General features: G+C 71.3%; 23 protein-coding genes. 15 read left to right on the forward strand and 8 right to left on the reverse strand.

All coding sequences use genetic code 11. The annotated features are described in order from the left end of the window. The first annotated feature begins 45 nt into the window (after positions 1–45). Genes ACWDZ7_RS30415 through ACWDZ7_RS30425 form a run of 3 tightly spaced genes read left to right on the forward strand, consistent with a single transcriptional unit; the run spans position 46 to position 3,316 of the window. The gene (locus ACWDZ7_RS30415) at positions 46–1,047 is read left to right on the forward strand and encodes an ABC transporter permease (protein WP_451801505.1); all 1,002 of its coding nucleotides are present in this window, start codon (positions 46–48) and stop codon (positions 1,045–1,047) included. Beyond that, positions 1,044–2,141, forward strand: coding sequence for an ABC transporter ATP-binding protein (locus ACWDZ7_RS30420; RefSeq protein WP_451801400.1), 1,098 nt, complete (start codon positions 1,044–1,046; stop codon positions 2,139–2,141). The genes ACWDZ7_RS30415 and ACWDZ7_RS30420 overlap by 4 nt, the downstream gene beginning before the upstream one ends. 29 nt (positions 2,142–2,170) lie before the next feature. Next, positions 2,171–3,316, forward strand: a complete 1,146-nt coding sequence (locus tag ACWDZ7_RS30425) for an ABC transporter ATP-binding protein (protein WP_451801507.1) — start codon at positions 2,171–2,173, stop codon at positions 3,314–3,316. 67 nt (positions 3,317–3,383) lie between these two features. Here ACWDZ7_RS30425 and ACWDZ7_RS30430 read toward each other — a convergent pair whose 3' ends face one another. Beyond that, on the reverse strand, positions 3,384–3,572 hold the full coding sequence (locus ACWDZ7_RS30430; RefSeq protein WP_451801402.1) for a hypothetical protein: 189 nt from the start codon (positions 3,570–3,572) through the stop codon (positions 3,384–3,386). A gap of 172 nt (positions 3,573–3,744) precedes the next feature. Between ACWDZ7_RS30430 and ACWDZ7_RS30435 the strand changes: the two genes are divergently transcribed. From ACWDZ7_RS30435 to ACWDZ7_RS30445, 3 genes are all read left to right on the forward strand, one after another. Next, the gene (locus tag ACWDZ7_RS30435) at positions 3,745–4,419 is read left to right on the forward strand and encodes a trimeric intracellular cation channel family protein (protein WP_451801404.1); all 675 of its coding nucleotides are present in this window, start codon (positions 3,745–3,747) and stop codon (positions 4,417–4,419) included. 65 nt (positions 4,420–4,484) lie between these two features. After that, positions 4,485–5,354: a thioesterase family protein gene (locus tag ACWDZ7_RS30440; RefSeq protein WP_451801406.1), complete on the forward strand. Its 870-nt coding sequence runs from the start codon at positions 4,485–4,487 to the stop codon at positions 5,352–5,354. An 86-nt stretch (positions 5,355–5,440) separates the two neighbouring features. Next, entirely contained in the window at positions 5,441–6,448 is a 1,008-nt protein-coding gene (locus ACWDZ7_RS30445; protein WP_451801408.1) for a helix-turn-helix transcriptional regulator, read from the forward strand. Here the strand turns inward: ACWDZ7_RS30445 and ACWDZ7_RS30450 are convergent. Beyond that, positions 6,378–7,253 carry an alpha/beta fold hydrolase gene (locus tag ACWDZ7_RS30450; RefSeq protein WP_451801410.1) on the reverse strand — a complete coding sequence of 292 codons (876 nt, stop codon included), beginning with the start codon at positions 7,251–7,253 and terminating at the stop codon, positions 6,378–6,380. The two genes, ACWDZ7_RS30445 and ACWDZ7_RS30450, sit on opposite strands and share 71 nt — an antisense overlap. 151 nt (positions 7,254–7,404) lie before the next feature. After that, positions 7,405–8,052, reverse strand: a complete 648-nt coding sequence (locus ACWDZ7_RS30455; RefSeq protein ID WP_451801412.1) for a TetR family transcriptional regulator — start codon at positions 8,050–8,052, stop codon at positions 7,405–7,407. 111 nt (positions 8,053–8,163) lie between these two features. Between ACWDZ7_RS30455 and ACWDZ7_RS30460 the strand changes: the two genes are divergently transcribed. From ACWDZ7_RS30460 to ACWDZ7_RS30470, 3 genes are all read left to right on the forward strand, one after another. Then, positions 8,164–8,316, forward strand: coding sequence for a hypothetical protein (locus ACWDZ7_RS30460; protein ID WP_451801414.1), 153 nt, complete (start codon positions 8,164–8,166; stop codon positions 8,314–8,316). Positions 8,317–8,476: 160 nt separating this feature from the next. After that, complete coding sequence (locus ACWDZ7_RS30465; protein WP_451801508.1) at positions 8,477–8,695, forward strand: DUF4190 domain-containing protein; 219 nt, start codon at positions 8,477–8,479, stop codon at positions 8,693–8,695. 48 nt (positions 8,696–8,743) lie between these two features. Beyond that, positions 8,744–9,913 carry a cysteine desulfurase family protein gene (locus ACWDZ7_RS30470; protein ID WP_451801416.1) on the forward strand — a complete coding sequence of 390 codons (1,170 nt, stop codon included), beginning with the start codon at positions 8,744–8,746 and terminating at the stop codon, positions 9,911–9,913. On the opposite strand, the gene ACWDZ7_RS30475 is transcribed toward ACWDZ7_RS30470, so the two are convergent. Continuing rightward, entirely contained in the window at positions 9,910–10,596 is a 687-nt protein-coding gene (locus tag ACWDZ7_RS30475) for an N-acetylmuramoyl-L-alanine amidase (RefSeq protein WP_451801418.1), read from the reverse strand. The two genes, ACWDZ7_RS30470 and ACWDZ7_RS30475, sit on opposite strands and share 4 nt — an antisense overlap. A gap of 67 nt (positions 10,597–10,663) precedes the next feature. On the opposite strand from ACWDZ7_RS30475, the gene mnmA reads away from it, so the two are divergent. Further along, entirely contained in the window at positions 10,664–11,794 is a 1,131-nt protein-coding gene (gene mnmA / locus ACWDZ7_RS30480; protein ID WP_451801510.1) for a tRNA 2-thiouridine(34) synthase MnmA, read from the forward strand. 34 nt (positions 11,795–11,828) lie between these two features. Here the strand turns inward: mnmA and ACWDZ7_RS30485 are convergent, their stop codons facing one another. Next, a complete protein-coding gene (locus tag ACWDZ7_RS30485) occupies positions 11,829–12,020 on the reverse strand; it encodes a DUF397 domain-containing protein (RefSeq protein WP_451801420.1) in 192 nt (63 codons plus the stop codon). Between the two features lie 12 nt (positions 12,021–12,032). Continuing rightward, positions 12,033–12,476 carry a DUF5753 domain-containing protein gene (locus ACWDZ7_RS30490; RefSeq protein ID WP_451801422.1) on the reverse strand — a complete coding sequence of 148 codons (444 nt, stop codon included), beginning with the start codon at positions 12,474–12,476 and terminating at the stop codon, positions 12,033–12,035. Positions 12,477–12,543: 67 nt separating this feature from the next. Between ACWDZ7_RS30490 and ACWDZ7_RS30495 the strand changes: the two genes are divergently transcribed. Beyond that, on the forward strand, positions 12,544–13,053 hold the full coding sequence (locus ACWDZ7_RS30495; RefSeq protein WP_451801424.1) for an ATP-binding protein: 510 nt from the start codon (positions 12,544–12,546) through the stop codon (positions 13,051–13,053). Between the two features lie 16 nt (positions 13,054–13,069). On the opposite strand, the gene ACWDZ7_RS30500 is transcribed toward ACWDZ7_RS30495, so the two are convergent. After that, positions 13,070–14,011 (reverse strand): NADP-dependent oxidoreductase, encoded by a 942-nt coding sequence (locus tag ACWDZ7_RS30500; RefSeq protein WP_451801426.1) that lies wholly within the window; start codon positions 14,009–14,011, stop codon positions 13,070–13,072. Between the two features lie 98 nt (positions 14,012–14,109). On the opposite strand from ACWDZ7_RS30500, the gene ACWDZ7_RS30505 reads away from it, so the two are divergent. Next, the gene (locus tag ACWDZ7_RS30505; protein ID WP_451801428.1) at positions 14,110–15,147 is read left to right on the forward strand and encodes a GlxA family transcriptional regulator; all 1,038 of its coding nucleotides are present in this window, start codon (positions 14,110–14,112) and stop codon (positions 15,145–15,147) included. Positions 15,148–15,168: 21 nt separating this feature from the next. Here ACWDZ7_RS30505 and ACWDZ7_RS30510 read toward each other — a convergent pair whose 3' ends face one another. After that, positions 15,169–15,504 (reverse strand): DUF427 domain-containing protein, encoded by a 336-nt coding sequence (locus ACWDZ7_RS30510; RefSeq protein WP_451801430.1) that lies wholly within the window; start codon positions 15,502–15,504, stop codon positions 15,169–15,171. Positions 15,505–15,554: 50 nt separating this feature from the next. Here ACWDZ7_RS30510 and ACWDZ7_RS30515 point away from each other — a divergent pair, with 50 nt between their 5' ends. The 3 genes from ACWDZ7_RS30515 to ACWDZ7_RS30525 are packed head-to-tail and all read left to right on the forward strand — an operon-like array spanning position 15,555 to position 17,834. Then, complete coding sequence (locus tag ACWDZ7_RS30515; RefSeq protein ID WP_451801432.1) at positions 15,555–16,100, forward strand: LOG family protein; 546 nt, start codon at positions 15,555–15,557, stop codon at positions 16,098–16,100. Between the two features lie 16 nt (positions 16,101–16,116). Continuing rightward, positions 16,117–16,806: an SDR family oxidoreductase gene (locus tag ACWDZ7_RS30520; protein ID WP_451801434.1), complete on the forward strand. Its 690-nt coding sequence runs from the start codon at positions 16,117–16,119 to the stop codon at positions 16,804–16,806. Next, on the forward strand, positions 16,803–17,834 hold the full coding sequence (locus ACWDZ7_RS30525) for a methionine synthase (RefSeq protein WP_451801436.1): 1,032 nt from the start codon (positions 16,803–16,805) through the stop codon (positions 17,832–17,834). Before ACWDZ7_RS30520 ends, ACWDZ7_RS30525 begins: the two co-directional genes overlap by 4 nt. The last annotated feature ends 6 nt before the right edge of the window (positions 17,835–17,840 follow it).

Genomic DNA, 17,840 nt, shown 5'->3' on the forward strand with positions numbered 1-17,840 from the left:
GGGACTCCTCACAAGGGGGTCCCGGCCACCGCCGGGCCGCGCACAGTGCTTGCTTATCTCATCCGGCGCCTGATCGCCGTCGTCATCATGGTGCTGGTCGTACTGCTCGCGACCTTCACCGTCTTCTTCATGCTGCCCAAGTGGGCGGGACAGGACATCGCCGTCCTCTTCGCCGGCAAGGCGACCGGTGCCGAGCAGATCGAGGGCATCCGGACCAAGCTGGGACTCGACGACCCGCTCCTCGTCCAGTTCTGGGACTTCATCAAGGGCATCCCGATGGGGCGCGACTACGTCAACGGCAGTGACGTCACGCACTGCCCGGCGCCCTGCTTCGGCTACTCCTTCCGCACCGAGGCTCCCGTCTGGGAGACCCTCAAGGAAGCCCTGCCCGTCACCGGCGCGCTCGCCGCCGGTGCCTGTGTGCTCTGGCTCGCCGGCGGTGTCGCCACCGGTGTGATCTCCGCGCTGCGGCGGGGCACCATCTGGGACCGGGCCGCGATGACCACCGCCCTCGCCGGTGTCTCGCTCCCCGTCTTCTTCACCGGCATGATCGCGATGGGCATCTTCGTCCACCAGCTCGGCTGGGTGAAGATCGCGGACAGCCTCAGCACCGACGACTCACCCGGCGTCTGGCTCCAGACGCTGATCCTGCCGTGGATCGTGCTCGCCTTCCTCAACGCCGCGATGTACGCCCGCCTCACCCGCGCCACCATGCTCGAAGTACTCGGCGAGGACTACATCCGCACCGCCCGCGCCAAGGGCCTCGGCGAGGTCACCGTCATCCGCAAGCACGCGCTGCGCTCCGCGATGACGCCGATCCTCACCGTCTTCGGACTCGACCTCGGTGTCCTGATGGGCGGCGCGGTGCTCACCGAATCCACGTTCAACCTGCCGGGGCTCGGTCTGGAGGCGGTCAGGGCCATCAGCAGCAAGGACCTGCCCGTCATCCTCGGCGTGACCCTGTGCGCGGCGCTCGCGATCGCCGTGGCCAACCTCGTCGTCGACCTCATGTACGCCGTCATCGACCCGCGAGTGAGGCTGGGATGACCGAACTTTCCAAGAGCGGGGCCGCGGTGGGCGAGCCCGTCGTCGGCTCGCCCGCCCCCTCCGCCTTCCTGGAGGTGCGCGACCTCAAGGTGCACTTCCCGACCGACGACGGCCTGGTCAAGTCCGTCGACGGACTCGACTTCCAGCTGGAGAAGGGCAAGACCCTCGGCATCGTGGGCGAGTCCGGCTCCGGCAAGTCGGTCACCTCGCTGGGCATCCTCGGCCTGCACACCGCCGGCCAGTACGGCTCCCGCAGGGCGCGGATCTCCGGGGAGATCTGGCTCAACGGCACGGAACTGCTGAGCGCCGCCCCCGACGACGTACGCAAGCTGCGCGGCCGCGAAATGGCGATGATCTTCCAGGATCCGCTCTCCGCGCTGCACCCGTACTACTCCATCGGCAAGCAGATCACCGAGGCGTACCGGGTCCACAACGACGTCGACAAGAAGGCCGCCCGCAAGCGTGCCATCGAGATGCTCGACCGGGTCGGCATCCCGCAGCCGGACAAGCGCGTCGACTCCTACCCGCACGAGTTCTCCGGCGGCATGCGCCAGCGGGCGATGATCGCCATGGCGCTGGTGAACAACCCCGAGCTGCTCATCGCGGACGAGCCGACCACCGCCCTGGACGTCACCGTCCAGGCGCAGATCCTCGACCTCATCCGGGACCTGCAGAAGGAGTTCGGCTCCGCCGTCATCATGATCACGCACGACCTGGGTGTCGTCGCCGAGATGGCGGACGAGCTCCTGGTCATGTACGGCGGCCGGTGCGTCGAGCGCGGCCCCGCCGAGAAGGTCTTCTACGAGCCGCAGCACCCCTACACCTGGGGCCTGCTCGGCTCGATGCCCCGCATCGACCGCGAGGAGACCGAGCGCCTCATCCCGGTCAAGGGCTCCCCGCCCAGCCTGATCAACCTGCCGAGCGGCTGCGCCTTCAACCCGCGCTGCCCCTACGCGGACATCCCCAAGGATCAGATCACCCGCCGCGAGCGCCCCGGCCTGCGCGAGGTGGCCGCCGGGCACTACTCCGCCTGCCACATGTCGCAGGAAGAGCGCACCCGGATCTGGACCGAAGAGATTGCGCCGAAGCTGTGAAAGATGACGTGAAGGGCCAGGGCCAGGAGATGACGATCCCGGCGCACACGAAGAGTCCGACCGAGCCGCTGCTCAAGGTCGACGGCCTGGTGAAGCACTTCCCCATCAAGAAGGGGCTGCTCCAGCGCCAGGTCGCGGCCGTGCAGGCGGTCGACGGGCTGACCTTCGACGTGCGCCCCGGTGAGACACTCGGCGTGGTGGGCGAGTCCGGCTGCGGCAAGTCGACGATGGGCCGGCTCATCACCCGGCTGCTCGAACCGACCGGCGGACGCGTCGAGTTCCAGGGCACGGACATCACGCACCTGAACACCGGGAAGATGCGTCCGTTCCGCCGCGACGTCCAGATGATCTTCCAGGACCCGTACTCGTCGCTGAACCCGCGGCACACCATCGGCACGATCGTCGGCGCGCCCTTCAAGCTCCAGGGCGTCAAGCCCGAGGGCGGCGTGAAGAAGACCGTGCAGGAGATGCTGGAGCGCGTCGGGCTCAACCCCGAGCACTACAACCGCTACCCGCACGAGTTCTCCGGCGGTCAGCGCCAGCGCATCGGCATCGCGCGGGCGCTCGCCCTGCGGCCGAAGCTGGTGGTGGCGGACGAGCCGGTCTCGGCCCTCGACGTCTCCATCCAGGCCCAGGTGGTCAACCTCCTGGACGACCTCCAGGACGAGCTCGGCCTGACGTACGTGATCATCGCGCACGACCTGTCGGTCATCCGGCACGTCTCGGACCGCATCGCGGTGATGTACCTGGGCAAGATCGTGGAGCTGGCGGACCGCAAGGACCTCTACTCCACGCCGATGCACCCGTACACGAAGGCGCTGCTCTCCGCCGTGCCGGTGCCCGACCCCAGGCGGCGCGGCGCCAAGAGCGAGCGCATCCTGCTCCGCGGCGACGTCCCCTCGCCGATCGACCCGCCCACCGGCTGCCGCTTCCACACGCGGTGCTGGAAGGCGACGGAGATCTGCACGACGAAGGAGCCGCCGCTGGCCGCGCTGGCCACGGGGCACCAGGTGGCGTGCCACCATCCGGAGAACGCCGAGGACCAGGCGCCCGAGGACACGAAGCTGCTCTCGGCCGCCAAGGAGGCGATCGAGGTGGTGACGGTGGTCCCCAAGGCCGAGGAGTCGGCGGCGGAGTCGCCGGCGCAGGCTCCCGCGAAGCAGGCGGAGAAGTAAGTAAGAAGGCCGCCGACGGGAGGGTGCGAGGGGATCGCACCCTCCCGTCGGCGTGTCCGGGCCCGCGTCACTCGGCGACGACGCTCCAGCGGCCCACTTCCCGGTAGGCGGAGTCACTGATCGTCTCGCCGTCGCCGGGCGTCAGCGCGTAGTGGCGGAGGTTGCCGCCCCAGTACCGCAGGATGCGGCCCAGCTCGTCGGCGGCCTTCCCGTCGAACGCGTTCTCGCCCATGTCGACCTCCAGCAGGAACTTCATGGCTTCCGTGCTCCTCCCTCTCGTACGTCGCCTGGCTTCAACCTTGTCATTGAACTTCCCTGTGAGACTTTCGGACGGGGGAGCCCCAGCGCGTAGGGTTCGAGGCCCACAAACCCTCAAGCCTGGGCGAAGGCCGCGACGAGCCCCGCCCGGCCACGGGTAAGAATGGCGCGTGCTCCAGGATCTGTTCAGCCCTTCCGTCCAGCACGCGCTCGACATCGTGGGGATCTTCGTCTTCGCGATCTCCGGCGCGCTGCTCGCCGTACGCAAGAACTTCGACGTCTTCGGCATCGCCGTCCTCGCCGAGGTCACCGCGCTGGGCGGAGGGCTCTTCCGCGACCTGGTCATCGGGGCGGTGCCGCCGGCCGCCTTCACCGACCTCGGGTACTTCATCACGCCGCTCTTCGCGGCGGCGCTGGTCTTCTTCCTCCACCCGGAGGTGGAGCGCACCCAGCTCGCGGTGAACGTCTTCGACGCGGCGGGGCTCGGCCTCTTCTGTGTCGCGGGCACGACGAAGGCGTACGACTACGGCCTCGGCCTCACCGCGTCGGCCACCCTGGGGCTCGCGACCGCGGTGGGCGGCGGTGTGCTGCGCGACATCGTCGCCAACGAAGTGCCCTCGCTGGTCCGCTGGGACCGCGACCTGTACGCCGTGCCCGCCATCGTGGGCGCCACGATGGTCGCCCTGTGCATCCGCTTCGATGAGCTGACGGCCTTCACCAGTGGCCTCGCCGTCGTGACGACGTTCGTCCTGCGGCTGCTGGCGCTGCGCTACCACTGGCGGGCGCCGCGCGCCTGGCACCGCCGGTCCACGGTGGTGGAGGCCGAGGCGGAGGAGACGCCGTAACAGGGCTCTGTCCGGACCGACAGAAAAAGCTACCGCTCAGTAATTACATGTTGTACGTTGCTGCCATGGCAACGGCAGCAACAGTTCCCGCATCGGCGCCCGCGCGCACCGGCGACAGCGAGTTCGACCGCGACACCGCGGTCACCCGGCGCGAGCCCGGCGTCTATGACACCGAGCTCTCGGCGGGGTGGACGATCATCAGCGCCGTCAACGGCGGCTATCTCCTCGCCGTCATCGGCCGCGCCCTCGCGGACGCCCTGCCGCACGCCGACCCCTTCACCATCTCGGCGCACTACCTCACCGTGTCGAGCCCCGGCCCCGCCGTGATCCGCACGGACGTGGTGCGCGGCGGCCGGTCGCTCTCCACCGGACAGGCCTCCCTCTTCCAGTACGACGAGGAGGGCCGCGAGGTCGAGCGCATCCGCGTGCTCGCCTCGTACGGAGACCTCGACGCGCTGCCCGACGACGTCCGCACCATCGCCGAACCGCCCGCGATCCCGCCGCTCGACCAGTGCTTCGGCGCCCAGGACGCCCCGGACCACCGCCCGGTGCCCGGCAGTTCCGCCATCGCCGACCGCCTCTTCCTCAAGCTGGACCCCGCCACGCTCGGCTGGGCGCTCGGGCAGCCCTCCGGCAAGGGCGAGATGCGCGCCTGGTTCGGCCTCGCGGACGGCCGCGACGCCGACCCGCTGTCGCTGCTGCTCGCGGTGGACGCGCTGCCGCCGACCGCCTTCGAGATGGGCCTCACCGGCTGGGTGCCCACCGTCGAACTGACGGTCCACGTCCGCCACCGCCCGGCCCCCGGACCGCTGCGCGTCGCGATCACCACGCGGAACCTCGCGGGCGGCTTCCTGGAGGAGGACGCCGAGGTCTGGGACAGCGAGGACCGCCTGGTCGCGCAGTCCCGCCAGCTGGCGCGGGCGCGGCTTGCCTAGGCCGCGTCGCCTGACCGTCGTAGGAGATCTTGGACGTAGGGGATTCTGGGCGTAGGGGTTCCCGGACGTAGGGGATCCTGGACGGCGTGAAAGCTGACCGGCTGCTCTCGATCCTGCTGCTGCTCCAGACCCGCGGCCGGGTGCCCGCGCACGAGCTCGCCGAGCGGCTCGAAGTCTCCGTCCGCACCATCTACCGGGACATCGAGGCCCTGTCCGCCTCCGGTGTCCCGGTCTACGCCGAGCGGGGGCGGCACGGCGGCATCGAACTGCTCGCCGGTTTCCGCACCGACGTGACGGGGCTGACCGCCGACGAGTCGCGGGCGCTGTTCGTCCTCGCCGCGCGGGGCGCGCACGCCGCGCTCGGCCTGGACGAGGCGCTGGGCTCCGCGCTGCGCAAGGTCATGGCCGCGCTGCCCGCACCGCACCGGCCCGCCGCCGAGCTGGCGAGCCGCCGCATCCTCGTCGACGCCTCGCGCTGGATGCCGGGGCCGCGGGCGAGCGTCGACCTGGAGGCGCTGCAGGACGCGGTCTTCGCCGACCGGCGGCTGCGGCTGCGCTACCGGCACAGCGGCGCCGCGGAGCCGAGGACGTACACCGTTGACCCGTACGGCCTGGTGTCCAAGGCGGGCGTCTGGTATCTCGTCGCCGACCGGCGTGGCGCCCCACGTCTCTTCCGCGCCGACCGGGTCCACTCGGCGGCCCTCACCGACGCCCCGGTCCAGCGGCGGCCGGGCGTCGAACTGGCCGACGCCTGGGCGGTGTTGAGACGCCGGGTGGAGGAGAGGCCGGGTGGTATCGCGGTGACCGCCCGGGTGCGCAGGGCCCGCTTCGACCAGTTCCTGCGCATCAACAGCCACGCGCTCGCCGAGCACCCCGAGGACGACGGCGTGAGCGAGTGGATCACGGTGCGCCTCGCGTACGAGGTGGTGGGCGCCGCCAAGATGCTGCTGCCGTTCACCCATCACGTCGAGGTGCTCTCACCGCCCGAGGTGCGCGAGGCGCTGGCGGCGGCCGCGGCGTCCATTACCGCTCTGTACGCGGGAAATCCGTGCGCGGGAAATCCGTGTGAAGGAAACGCGTCAGCTCCCCGGTGAGTTCGGCGGGCGCGTCCTCCTGTACGAGATGCCCCGCGCCGTCGATCACGCGCAGCTCGGCGCCGGGAATCGCCTTGGCCAGTTCATGGCCGCGCTCCACCGGGATCCAGGTGTCGTCGGCGCCCCAGCAGATCAGCACGGGCAGGTCCAGCTCGCCGTACCTGTCCTGGATCTCGTCGGTGTAGCGCTGGTCGTTCTGCTCGATCTGCCGGTAGAAGGCGGACCTGCCCTCGTCCGTGCACCAGGGCGCCACCAGCCGGTCGAGCACCGCCGGGTGCAGACCGCGGTGGCTCGCCGAGCCGACGTACTCGCGTACGAGGGCTTCGTGCAGGTCGGGCGGCAGCTGCGCGAAGACATCGGGGTGCGCGCCGAGGAGCCGGTAGGTGGGGGAGCCCCAGGGGGCGAGGGCCACCGGGTCGACGAGGGCGAGGCGGTCGTAGCGGGCGCCGTGCAGCAGACGTGCGCGCAGGGCGACGCAGCCGCCGAAGTCGTGGGCGAGGACGGCTGGCCGCTCAAGACCCCAGTGGTCGAGCAGCTCGGTCAGGACGCGGCCCTGCGCGGCGAGCGAGACGTCCTGCCCCTCCCGCATCTCCGATGCGCCATATCCGGCCAAGTCCCATACGTACACGCGGTGTTCACGCGAGAGGGCGCGGGCGACAGCCCGCCAGACGTACGACGAGAAGGGGGTGCCGTGCACGAGTACGACGGGCGGGGCCTCGGCGGGGCCGAGCGCGGCCCAGCGGACGGTGCCCGAGGAGCTGGGGAAGGTGCGGTCGAGGGTCCAGGTGTCGTCGGCGATCGTCATGGGCGTAGAGGGTAATTGCCCCTTACGCGGGAGTCGAGGGGCCGCTTGCGCCCCGAGGCGTTCGGTGTTCGGGGCCGCCCGGTGTTCGGGACCGACCGGTGTTCGGGTCGGTCGGTGTTCGGCGTCGATCGGTGTGAGGGATCGGCCGGTGTCAGCGCTCGTCCAGCCAGTGGCGGCGGCCGAGGCTGACGAGCCGCAGCTGCCGGCGCGCCGTGGCCGCCACCCGCTCGGCGGCCCGCGGGTCCCGCTCCGCCTCCAGGAGCGCGGACGCGGTCATGACCATGTGGTCGACGTACATCCCGGCGAGCATCAGCAGATCGTCCTCGGCCCAGCCGGCCGCCTCCGGTTCCTTGGCGAACTGATCCTTCACTTCCTCCGCGAACAGCGCGAGTTGGCCGCCTATCGCGGCGCGTACCGACTGCACGCCGCCGTGCTGCTCGCGGGCGATGAAGCGGACGTGGGCGGGGTGGGCGCGGACGTACGCGGCGATCAGTTCGACGGTGGCCGCGATGCGCTCCTCCCCGTCGTCCTCGCCCGCGCGGTCGCCGGTCGCGGAGAGCAGGGCGGTGAGCGCGGTGTGCAGGCTGCCGAGCGCCTCCTCGACGAGCGCCACGCCCAGGTCGGCCGTGTCGCGGAAGTGCCGGTAGAAGGCGGTGGGGGCGACGCCCACGGCGCGGGTGACCTCGCGCAGGCCCAGGCTGCTGAGGCTCTGCTCCTCAAGCAGCTGGAGCGCCGCGTCGAGGAGCGCCTGCCGGGTCTTCTGCTTCTGGGCCTGCCGAACGCCGGGCGTGTGACTCATGCCATGCAGTTAACAACTGTTCTCCGAGTTTTGAAAGCGCGGAGAGGAGTACTCTGTGAGTCAGTGAACAGTTGTTACCACAAGCGTTCACCGAACCGGAGGGACTCTCTCGTGATCTTCCTTGTCGCCGCCCTGCTCCTGCTGGGTGTCGCCATGGGTTCCGTGGCCCACACCCCGCTGCCGGTCACTCTCGTCGCCGCCACGGTCATCGGCGTATGGCTGGTCGTCTTCGCGATCCGCGAGCGCGGCACGCGCCACCGCTGAGCGGCCATCGCCCCAGATCCGCACGGCAACTCCACCTGCAAGGAGTCGGACCATGGCACTCACCACCGAACGCGATACTGAACCCCGTACTGAAGCCCGCACCGAGGCCCGTACTGAAACCCGTGCCGAACGCCCCACCGGACGCCGCGACACCGACGGCATGGCCGTCGCCTCCTTCGTCTGCGGCCTCCTCGGGCTGCTCGTCCTGAACATCTTTCTCGGCCCCATCGCGATCGTCCTCGCGAGCGTCGCCCTGTGGCGCGGCACCGCCCGAAGGGGCCGTGCGCTGCTCGGACTCGGGCTGGGTGTGGCCGACCTGATCGTCCTCGCCGCGCTGGTCTCGATGGACGACACCGTGTCCTGGGGTCTCGGAGGCTGATACCGCGGGGTCGTCCGGTGCCGCGCGGCTCGTAGAATCGTGCGCACCATGGCCTACCTCGACCACGCAGCGACCACTCCGATGCTCCCGGAGGCGATCGCGGCGATGACCGCGCAGATCGCCGTCACCGGCAACGCCTCCTCGCTGCACGCGGCGGGCCGCAGGGCGCGCCGTACCGTCGAGGAGGCCCGCGAGACGCTCGCCGAGTCGCTCGGCGCACGCCCCAGCGAGGTGGTCTTCACCTCCGGCGGCACCGAGGCCGACAACCTCGCAGTGAAGGGCCTGTACTGGGCCCGCCGCGACGCGGACCCGGCCCGTACCCGCGTTCTCGCCAGCCCCGTCGAACACCACGCCGTCCTCGACGCCGTCCACTGGCTCGGGGAGCACGAGGGCGCCACCGTCGAGTACCTGCCGGTCGACTCGTACGGCCGCGTCCGCCCCGACGCGCTGCGCGCGGCGATCGAGCGGAACCCCGACGACGTCGCCCTGGCCACCGTCATGTGGGCCAACAACGAGATCGGCACGATCCAGCCGGTCCGCGAACTGGCCGACGTCACCGCGGAGTTCGGCGTCCCGCTGCACGCCGACGCCGTGCAGGCCTACGGCCAGCTCCCCGTCGACTTCGGCGCCTGCGGGCTCGCCGCGATGACCGTCTCCGGGCACAAGATCGGCGGGCCGTACGGCATCGGCGCGCTGCTGCTCGGCCGCGAGTACAGCCCCGTGCCCGTGCTGCACGGCGGCGGCCAGGAGCGGCATGTGCGCTCCGGCACCCTTGATGTGCCCGCCATCGCCGCCTTCGCCGTCGCCGGGGAGTACGCCGCCGAGCACCGCGAGCGGTTCGCCGCCGGGATCGGCGCGCTCCGCGACGAGCTGGTGGCCGCGGTCCGCTCGGCGGTCCCCGAGGCGATCCTCGGCGGCGACCCGTCGCCGGGGGGCCGACTGCCCGCCAACGCGCACTTCACCTTCCCCGGCTGCGAGGGCGACTCCCTGCTGCTGCTGCTCGACGCGCAGGGCATCGAGTGCTCCACGGGGTCGGCGTGCACGGCGGGCGTCGCCCAGCCCAGCCACGTCCTGCTCGCCACGGGCACCGACCCCGACCTGGCGCGCGGCACGCTCCGCTTCTCCCTCGGCCATACGTCGACCAAGGCGGACGTCGACGCGGTGGCCGCGGCGATCGGCCCCGCGGTGGAACGGGCGCGGTCGGCGGGGCTGAGCTAGGCCTTCTTCGCGGTCTTCCCGGGCCCCTCGCGCGCGGCGGCCCGCACCAGGCGCATGTACCGGTCCCAGTCCCAGTGCGGGCCGGGATCCGTGTGGTCCGTGCCCGGCACCTCGACGTGTCCGACGATGTGCTCGCGGTCCACCGGGATGTCGTACCGCTCGCATATCCCGGCGGTCAGCGCGGCGGAGGCGGTGTACATCTTGTCCGTGAACGACGACTTCTTGTCGACGAAGCCCTCGTGCTCGATGCCGATGCTGCGTTCGTTGTAGCTCCTGTTGCCCGCGTGGAACGCCACGTCAAGCTCGCGGATCATCTGGGCGATGTGCCCGTCCCTGCGGACCACGTAGTGCGCGGCGGCGCCGTGCCCCGGATCCTTGAAGACGCGCAGCGCCGTGTCGTAGCCCCCCTGGACGACGTGGATGACGACGCGGTCGATGTCGTAGTCGTCGGGGCGGTCCGCGCGCCGCCAGTTGTAGTCCGACGCGGCTATCCACTGGGCGCCGCGGGCGTCGACCTCGCCCTCCTTGCGCTTCTTGACCACGCCGGGCATCCGCCACCACAGCCGCCCAAGATCGTCCCGGGCGAGCATGGCCGTGCCGGCGGCGGCCACGCCACCGCCGATGAGCAGGGTGCGCCGGCTGACTCCGCGGCTTCCCGGCTTCTGCCCCTCTGGTTCCCCCATATGATCGTCAACGCTTACTCACGGGCATCCGGTTCCCGCGGGCCCGTACTCTGTTAGAGCTATGACTTTGACCGAGACCCCGCAGCCCTCCCCGCGCCCCCTCCGTGTCCTGGCCGCCATGTCCGGCGGCGTGGACTCCGCCGTCGCCGCCGCCCGCGCCGCCGAGGCGGGACACGACGTGACGGGAGTGCACCTCGCGCTCTCGGCGAACCCGCAGTCTTTCCGCACGGGCGCGCGGGGCTGCTGCACCATCGAGGACTCACGCGACGCCCGCCGCGCCGCGGACGTCATCGGCATCCCGTTCTACGTGTGGGACCTCGCCGAGAGGTTCCGCGAGGACGTGGTCGACGACTTCGTCGCCGAGTACGAGGCGGGGCGCACGCCCAACCCGTGCCTGCGCTGCAACGAGAAGATCAAGTTCGCCGCGCTCCTGGACAAGGCCCTGGCGCTCGGCTTCGACGCGGTGGTGACCGGCCACTACGCCACGGTCGTCGTGAACGACGACGGCACGCGCGAGCTGCACCGCGCCTCCGACATGGCCAAGGACCAGAGCTACGTCCTCGGGGTCCTGGACGACCGTCAGCTCGCCCACGCGATGTTCCCCCTCGGTGACACGCTCACCACCAAGGAGGAGATCCGCGCGGAGGCCGAGGAGCGCGGCCTCGCCGTCGCCAAGAAGCCCGACAGCCACGACATCTGCTTCATCGCCGACGGCGACACCCAGGGCTTCCTCGCCGCCCGCCTCGGCAAGGCGGAGGGCGACATCGTGGACGAGTCCGGGGAGGTCCTGGGCACCCACGAAGGGGCGTACGGCTACACGATCGGCCAGCGCAAGGGCCTGCGGATCGGCACCCCGGCCCCCGACGGCAAGCCGCGGTACGTCCTGGACATCTCCCCGGTGAACAACACCGTGACGGTCGGCCCCGCCGCCGCCCTGGACGTCACCGGCCTGACCGCCATCAAGCCCCGCTGGTGCGGGGCGGCCCCCTCCGGCCCCGGCACGTACACGGCGCAGCTGCGGGCCCACGGCGGCGAGACGCCGGTGACCGCCGAACTCGTCGACGACGCCCTGCACGTCTCCTTCGACGAGCCGGTCCGGGGCGTGGCCCCCGGCCAGGCGATCGTGCTGTACGACGGCACGCGCGTGGTGGGCTCGGCGACGATCGCCACTACGGAGCGGGCCGCGGCGGCGGTCTGACCGGGCCCCGCGCGGTCGAAGGCCCGCACACCGGTCACTCGAAGGCGGACGCCGCCTTGAGGCTCCGCACCAGCGCCCCCAGCGCGGCCCGGTCCGTCGTCAGTACGTCGGCCGGGCTGTCGCTTTCGCGGAGGGCGATGCCCTCGGGGGCGGTCGCGGCTATCTCGACACAGTTGTTGCCGCCCTCCTCGGAGAACGACGACTTGAGCCAGTGCAGCTCGGGCAAGAGACGTACCTCTCAAAGGTCGCGGATGACCGAACGGATGGCGTCCTGGGACGCCGACGCTCCCAACGCTACCTTCTCGATGAGGTTCAGGCGCTTGCGGAAGTTCTCCAACTGCGTCGGTGAATCAAGGAACACGGCGCCGCTGGGGGAATCCATGTGAACTGTGTCCAAGTGAGGCTCCGCTGCTTCCGCGTACATGAGCGACTCACCTGCCATGGGGAAGCCCCCAGCAGTGAACGGGATGACCAGGAAGGTCACGTTCTCGCGGTCGCTCGACTCCAGCAAGTGAGTCAACTGCTCGCGCGATACCTTCGGGCCTCCGACCTGGATGCGCAACGCCGCCTCGTGGATGATCCCGATGTACGGCACGCAGTCGTCACTGGTGACGACGCGCTGGCGTTCCAGCCGGTGAGCGACGCGAAGCTCAACCTCCACACACCGCGCCAGCGCGAACACCGGTACCCGGGGCCCGCATTCACGTCCACACGCTCCCCAGAGCGCCCCGCACCAATGGAGGTGCCGCGTGAGTTCATCCCTCGACGTCCAACCCGATGACCCGTACTCCCAGCCCTCGCCCCCTGGGCCCCGCCCTCTCCCCTTCACCGCCCCCTGGACCTACGAACTCCACTTCCCCTGCGACCCCCGTGGCCCCGCGATCGCCCGTCTCACCCTCCGCGCAGTCCTCACCGCGCATCACCTCACCGAACTGGCCGACAGCGCCGAGCTGTTGACCACCGAGCTCGCCACGAACTCCGTGCGGCACACCAAGGGCCCCGCCTCCGTACGCCTGCACTGGCTCTGTCCCGTGCTGCGCGTCAGCGTGTGGGACATGAGCCCCGACCTGCCCTCGCTCGCCCCGCCCTCACCCGTGAGCGTCCACGCGGACAGCGGCCGGGGCCTGGTGATCCTGGACACCGTGGCCGACCGCTGGGGCGGGTGTGCCATAGGGGAGGGGCCGTACGGGCCGGGCGGCAAGACCATGTGGTTCGAGCTGGCCCTCCGTCAAACGCCACCGCCCGCCCTCGTGGCCTGATCAGCAGCCCAGTTGATCAGCGGACCCGCAGGACGATCTTGCCCTGCGTGCGGCCCTGCTCGCCGTACGCGTGTGCCTTCGCGGCGTCCTCCAGGGGCAGCACCGTATCGATCTCCACGCGGAGCTTGCCCTCGTCCACCAGGCGGGCGATCTCCAGGAGGCCCAGGCGGTCCGGCTCTACGACCGTCCAGCCGGTGCGCACGCCGAGTTCCCGCGCGCGGTCGGCGTCCGGCAGGCCGCCCGGGTCGGGCAGCGTCACCAGGTGGCCGCCGGGGCGCAGGACGGCCAGGGAGCGCGTGCCGTACTCGCCGCCCACGCCGTCGAGGACCACGTCCACGTCGCTGACCGCCTCGGCGAAGTCCACGCGCGCGTAGTCGACGACTTCGTCCGCGCCGAGCCCCCGCAGGAACTCGTGCTTCTCCTCGCGGGCGGTTCCGATGACGTACGCGCCCCGCGCCTTGGCGATCTGCACGGCGAGGTGTCCCACGCCGCCGGCGGCCGCGTGGATCAGCACCCGCTGCCCGGCGCGCAGCCCGGCCGTCTCGATGAGGCCCTGCCAGGCGGTGAGCGCCGCGAGGGGCAGCGCGGCGGCCTGGATGTGGTCGATGCCCGCGGGCTTGGGCGCGAAGCGCCGGGCGGGCGCGGCCACGTACTCGGCGTACCCGCCCGTCTGCTCCGGGAAGCGGGGCATCCCGAACACCTCGTCGCCGGGGGAGTACAAGGTCACTCCCGGGCCCACCTCCTCGACGACGCCCGACACGTCGTAGCCGAGTATTGGAGTCTCTCCCCAGGTGCCGAAGGCGCCCTCCGCGCGGGTCTTCCAGTCGACGGGGTTGACGCCCGCGGCGTGCACCCGGACCAGGATCTCGGTGAGGCCCGGCTCGGGGCGCTCCACCTCCACGGGGACCAGGTTCTCGGGGGCGCCCCAGGCGCGGGGGCTGACGGCACGCATCTTCATGGTTTTCCTCTTTCGGAAGCGGCTGATGGGGCCAAGCGTGCGTCGGGACGCCGAATCATGGTGATGGCAGTTTGGCCATGATGTGACAGGATTCGGCCATGGGCCGGAACGACCGCGAAAGTGACCGCAGCAGCGACTGCGGCAGTGACCGCAACAGCGACCTCGGTGGCGCACATCGAGTGGTCGTCCTTGCTCTGGACGGTGTCTACGCCTTCGAGCTGGGCATCCCGTCGCGGGTCTTCGGCGCCGCGGTCGACGACCGGGGAAAGCCGCTCTACGACGTCGTCGTCTGCACGGTGGACGGGCGTCCGGTGCGGACGGACTCCGGGTTCACGGTGGCGGCCGAGCACGGCTCCGAGGCCCTGGCGCGGGCGGACACCGTGGTGATCGCGCCGACCCACCGCTTCGATCACGGGATGGAGGGCGACGACCTGCCGGAGCCGGTGGCCGCCGCCCTGCGGCGGATCAGGCCCGGCACCCGCATCGTGTCCTTCTGCAACGCCTCGTACGTCCTCGCCGCCGTAGGTCTCCTCGACGGGCGGCCCGCGACGACGCACTGGCACGCCGCCCACGACTTCCAGCGGTCCTTCCCCAGGATCAAGGTCGACGCGGACGTGCTCTTCGTGGACGACGGCGACGTACTCACCGCGGCGGGCGTCGCGGCCGGCATCGACCTCTGCCTCCACCTCGTACGCCGCGACCACGGCGCCGCCGTCGCCAACCACGTCGCCCGTCTGTGCGTCGTACCGCCCTGGCGCGAAGGCGGCCAGGCCCAGTACATCGAACGGCCCGTCCCCGAGCCCACGCTCGCCACGACGGCCGCCACGCGCGCGTGGGCCCTCGAACGGCTCCAGGAGCCTCTGTCCCTGGGCGAGCTGGCCGCCCACGCGAGCATGAGCCTGCGAACCTTCACGCGCCGCTTCCAGGAAGAGGTCGGCATGCCTCCCGGGCGCTGGCTGACCGCTCAGCGCATCGAGCTGGCCCGCCAGCTCCTGGAGTCGAGCGATCTGCCAGTGGACCTGGTCGCCCACCGGGCGGGGTTCGGCACCGGCAACTCCCTGCGCCAGCACATGCGCGCGGTGCTCGGCGTCTCACCGGCCGCCTACCGCAAGACGTTCGCCGCCGCCGTCCGGTGACTGGCCCTGTTGCCCCCGTGGCTATCCCTGCTGTGCGGTGATCTCCGCGTCGTAGAAGCAGTAGTGGTCCTTGACGGCCGCCACCTCCGGCTTTGGCTCCCGGTACGCCCACACCGCGTCCCGCGCGCCCGGCAGCGACCAGTAGGAGGCCGTGCCCTTGAAGGGGCAGTGCGTGGTCGTCGCGGACGGCGTCAGCAGGTCCGTACGCACGTCCTCCGGAGGCAGGTAGTGGCGTACGGGGTAGCCCGTCTCGCGCAGAAGCAGCGGGCGGCGGCTCTCCGCCACGACCTGGCCGTCGTGCACCACGCGCACATGGTCCGTGCCCTGCTCGACAGTGATCCGGTGTCCTTTGGTCACGACGTGCCCTCCTCGACGGTGCTGTCAGTGTCGGACCGTACCGTGGGCGCATGAACATCTGCGTCTTCCTCTCCGCCGCCGACCTCGACGACCGCTACACCCGCCCGGCCCGGGAGTTCGCCGAACTGCTCGGCAAGGGCGGGCACACCCTGGTGTGGGGCGGTTCCGAGAGCGGCCTGATGAAGGTCGTGGCGGACGGCGTCGACGAGGCGGGCGGGCGGCTCGTCGGTGTCTCCGTCGACTTCCTCGCGGCCAAGGCCAGGGTCGTCAGCGAGCCCCACGAGATGGTGATCGCACGCGACCTCGCCGAGCGCAAGGCGCTCCTCCTGGAGAAGGCCGACGCGATCGTGATCATGGTCGGCGGCACCGGCACGCTCGACGAGGCCACCGAGATCCTGGAGCTCAAGAAGCACGGCAAGCACACCAAGCCGGTGGTCCTGCTGAACTCGGCTGGCTTCTACGACGGCCTCAAGGAGCAGTTCCGGCGCATGGAGGACGAGGGCTTCCTGCCCCTGCCGCTGACCGACCTGGTCTTCTTCGCCGAGGAGCCGGTGGGCGCCCTGGCCTACCTGGAGGAATCACACGGCACCCGGTGATGCGAGCATGGCGGGTATGGCAACACATGTGATCACCGGGGCCGGCTCCGGCATCGGCGCGGCCGTCGCCCGCCGCCTGCACGCACGCGGCGACGACCTCGTCCTGCACGCGCGGGACGCGGGCCGCGCCAAGGAGCTCGCCGCCCAGTTCCCCGGGGCGAGCACGCTCGTGGGCGACCTGTCCGAGCCCGACAAGCTCTCCTGGGCCTTCGGGCACCAGTCGCTGCCCGCGCGCGTGGACTCCCTCCTGCACATCGCGGGCGTCGTCGACCTCGGCCCGGTCGGTGAGCTGACCCCCAAGGCCTGGCGCCACCAGCTCAACGTCAACCTCATCGCCCCCGCCGAGCTGACCCGCCACTTCCTGCCCCAACTCCGGCTCTGCCAGGGGCATGTGGTCTTCGTCAACTCGGGCGCGGGCCTGACCGCCAACGCCGACTGGTCCGCGTACGCCGCCTCCAAGCACGGCCTGAAGGCGCTCGCCGACTCCCTGCGCCAGGAGGAGCACGGCAACGGCGTCCGCGTCACCTCGGTCTACCCCGGCCGCACGGCGAGCGCCATGCAGGTCAAGGTGCACCAGCAGGAGGGCAAGGAGTACGACCCCTCCCGCTTCATCGACCCCGAGTCGGTCGCCACCACGATCGTCATGGCCCTGGACCTGCCGCGCGACGCGGAGGTCAACGACCTGACGGTGCGGCCGGGCCGATGAGCGACACGTTCACCGACGACACGTTCACCTGGGGCCCGGCGACCGGCGTCGGGTCCATGCCCGGCGGCGATGCCCGCGAGGCCGCGAAGACCGTCACCGGCAGCTTCGACGGGCCCGAGGAGGGCATCCCGTACCTCGCCGAGCTGCCCGCGCGCGGACCCGGCGCCGACATGATCGGCCGCACCGCCGGCCTGCTCGTCGACCTGTACGCGCGCGTGGAGCCCAGCGGCTGGCGCATCGGTGACCGCCCCGGGCGCGACACCAAACGGGCCAGGGCCTGGCTCGGCGAGGACCTCGACGCCCTGGAGGAGTTCACCCAGGGGTACGAGGGACCGCTGAAGGTCCAGGCCGTCGGCCCCTGGACGCTCGCCGCCGCCCTGGAGCTGCGCAACGGCGAGGCCGCCCTCTCCGACCAGGGCGCCTGCCGCGACCTCGCCGGATCGCTCGCCGAGGGCCTGCGCGAGCACCTCGCCGACGTGCGCCGCAGGGTGCCGGGCGCCCAGGTGGTGCTGCAGCTCGACGAGCCCTCGCTCATCGCCGTGCTGCGCGGCCACATCAAGACCGCCAGCGAGTACCGCACCCACCGCGCCGTGGACCGGCAGGTCGTGGAGGACACCCTGCGGGACGTCCTGGCCGTCCAGGAGGGGTACGGCCCCACGGTTGTGCACTCCTGCGCGCCGGACGTGCCGTTCGCGCTGCTGCGCCGCGCCGGCGCCCACGCGATCTCGTTCGACGCCTCACTTCTCACCGAGCGTGACGACGAGGTGATCGGCGAGACCGTCGAGGGCGGCACGAAGCTCTTCGCCGGTGTGGTGCCGGGCGTGGACGGCCGATTGTCAGACCCTGCCGGTAGCGTCATGGGTGTCAGGACGTTGTGGCGCAGGCTGGGGCTGAATCCGGGATCGCTCGCGGAGTCGGTCACGGTCACTCCGTCGTGCGGACTCGCGGGGGCTTCACCCGCGTACGCGCGCGCGGCGCTCGCCCACTGCGTCAAAGCGGCGAGATCGCTAGCAGACAACCCTGAGTAATTGGGT

This window comes from Streptomyces sp. NPDC003032 (genome assembly GCF_053591415.1).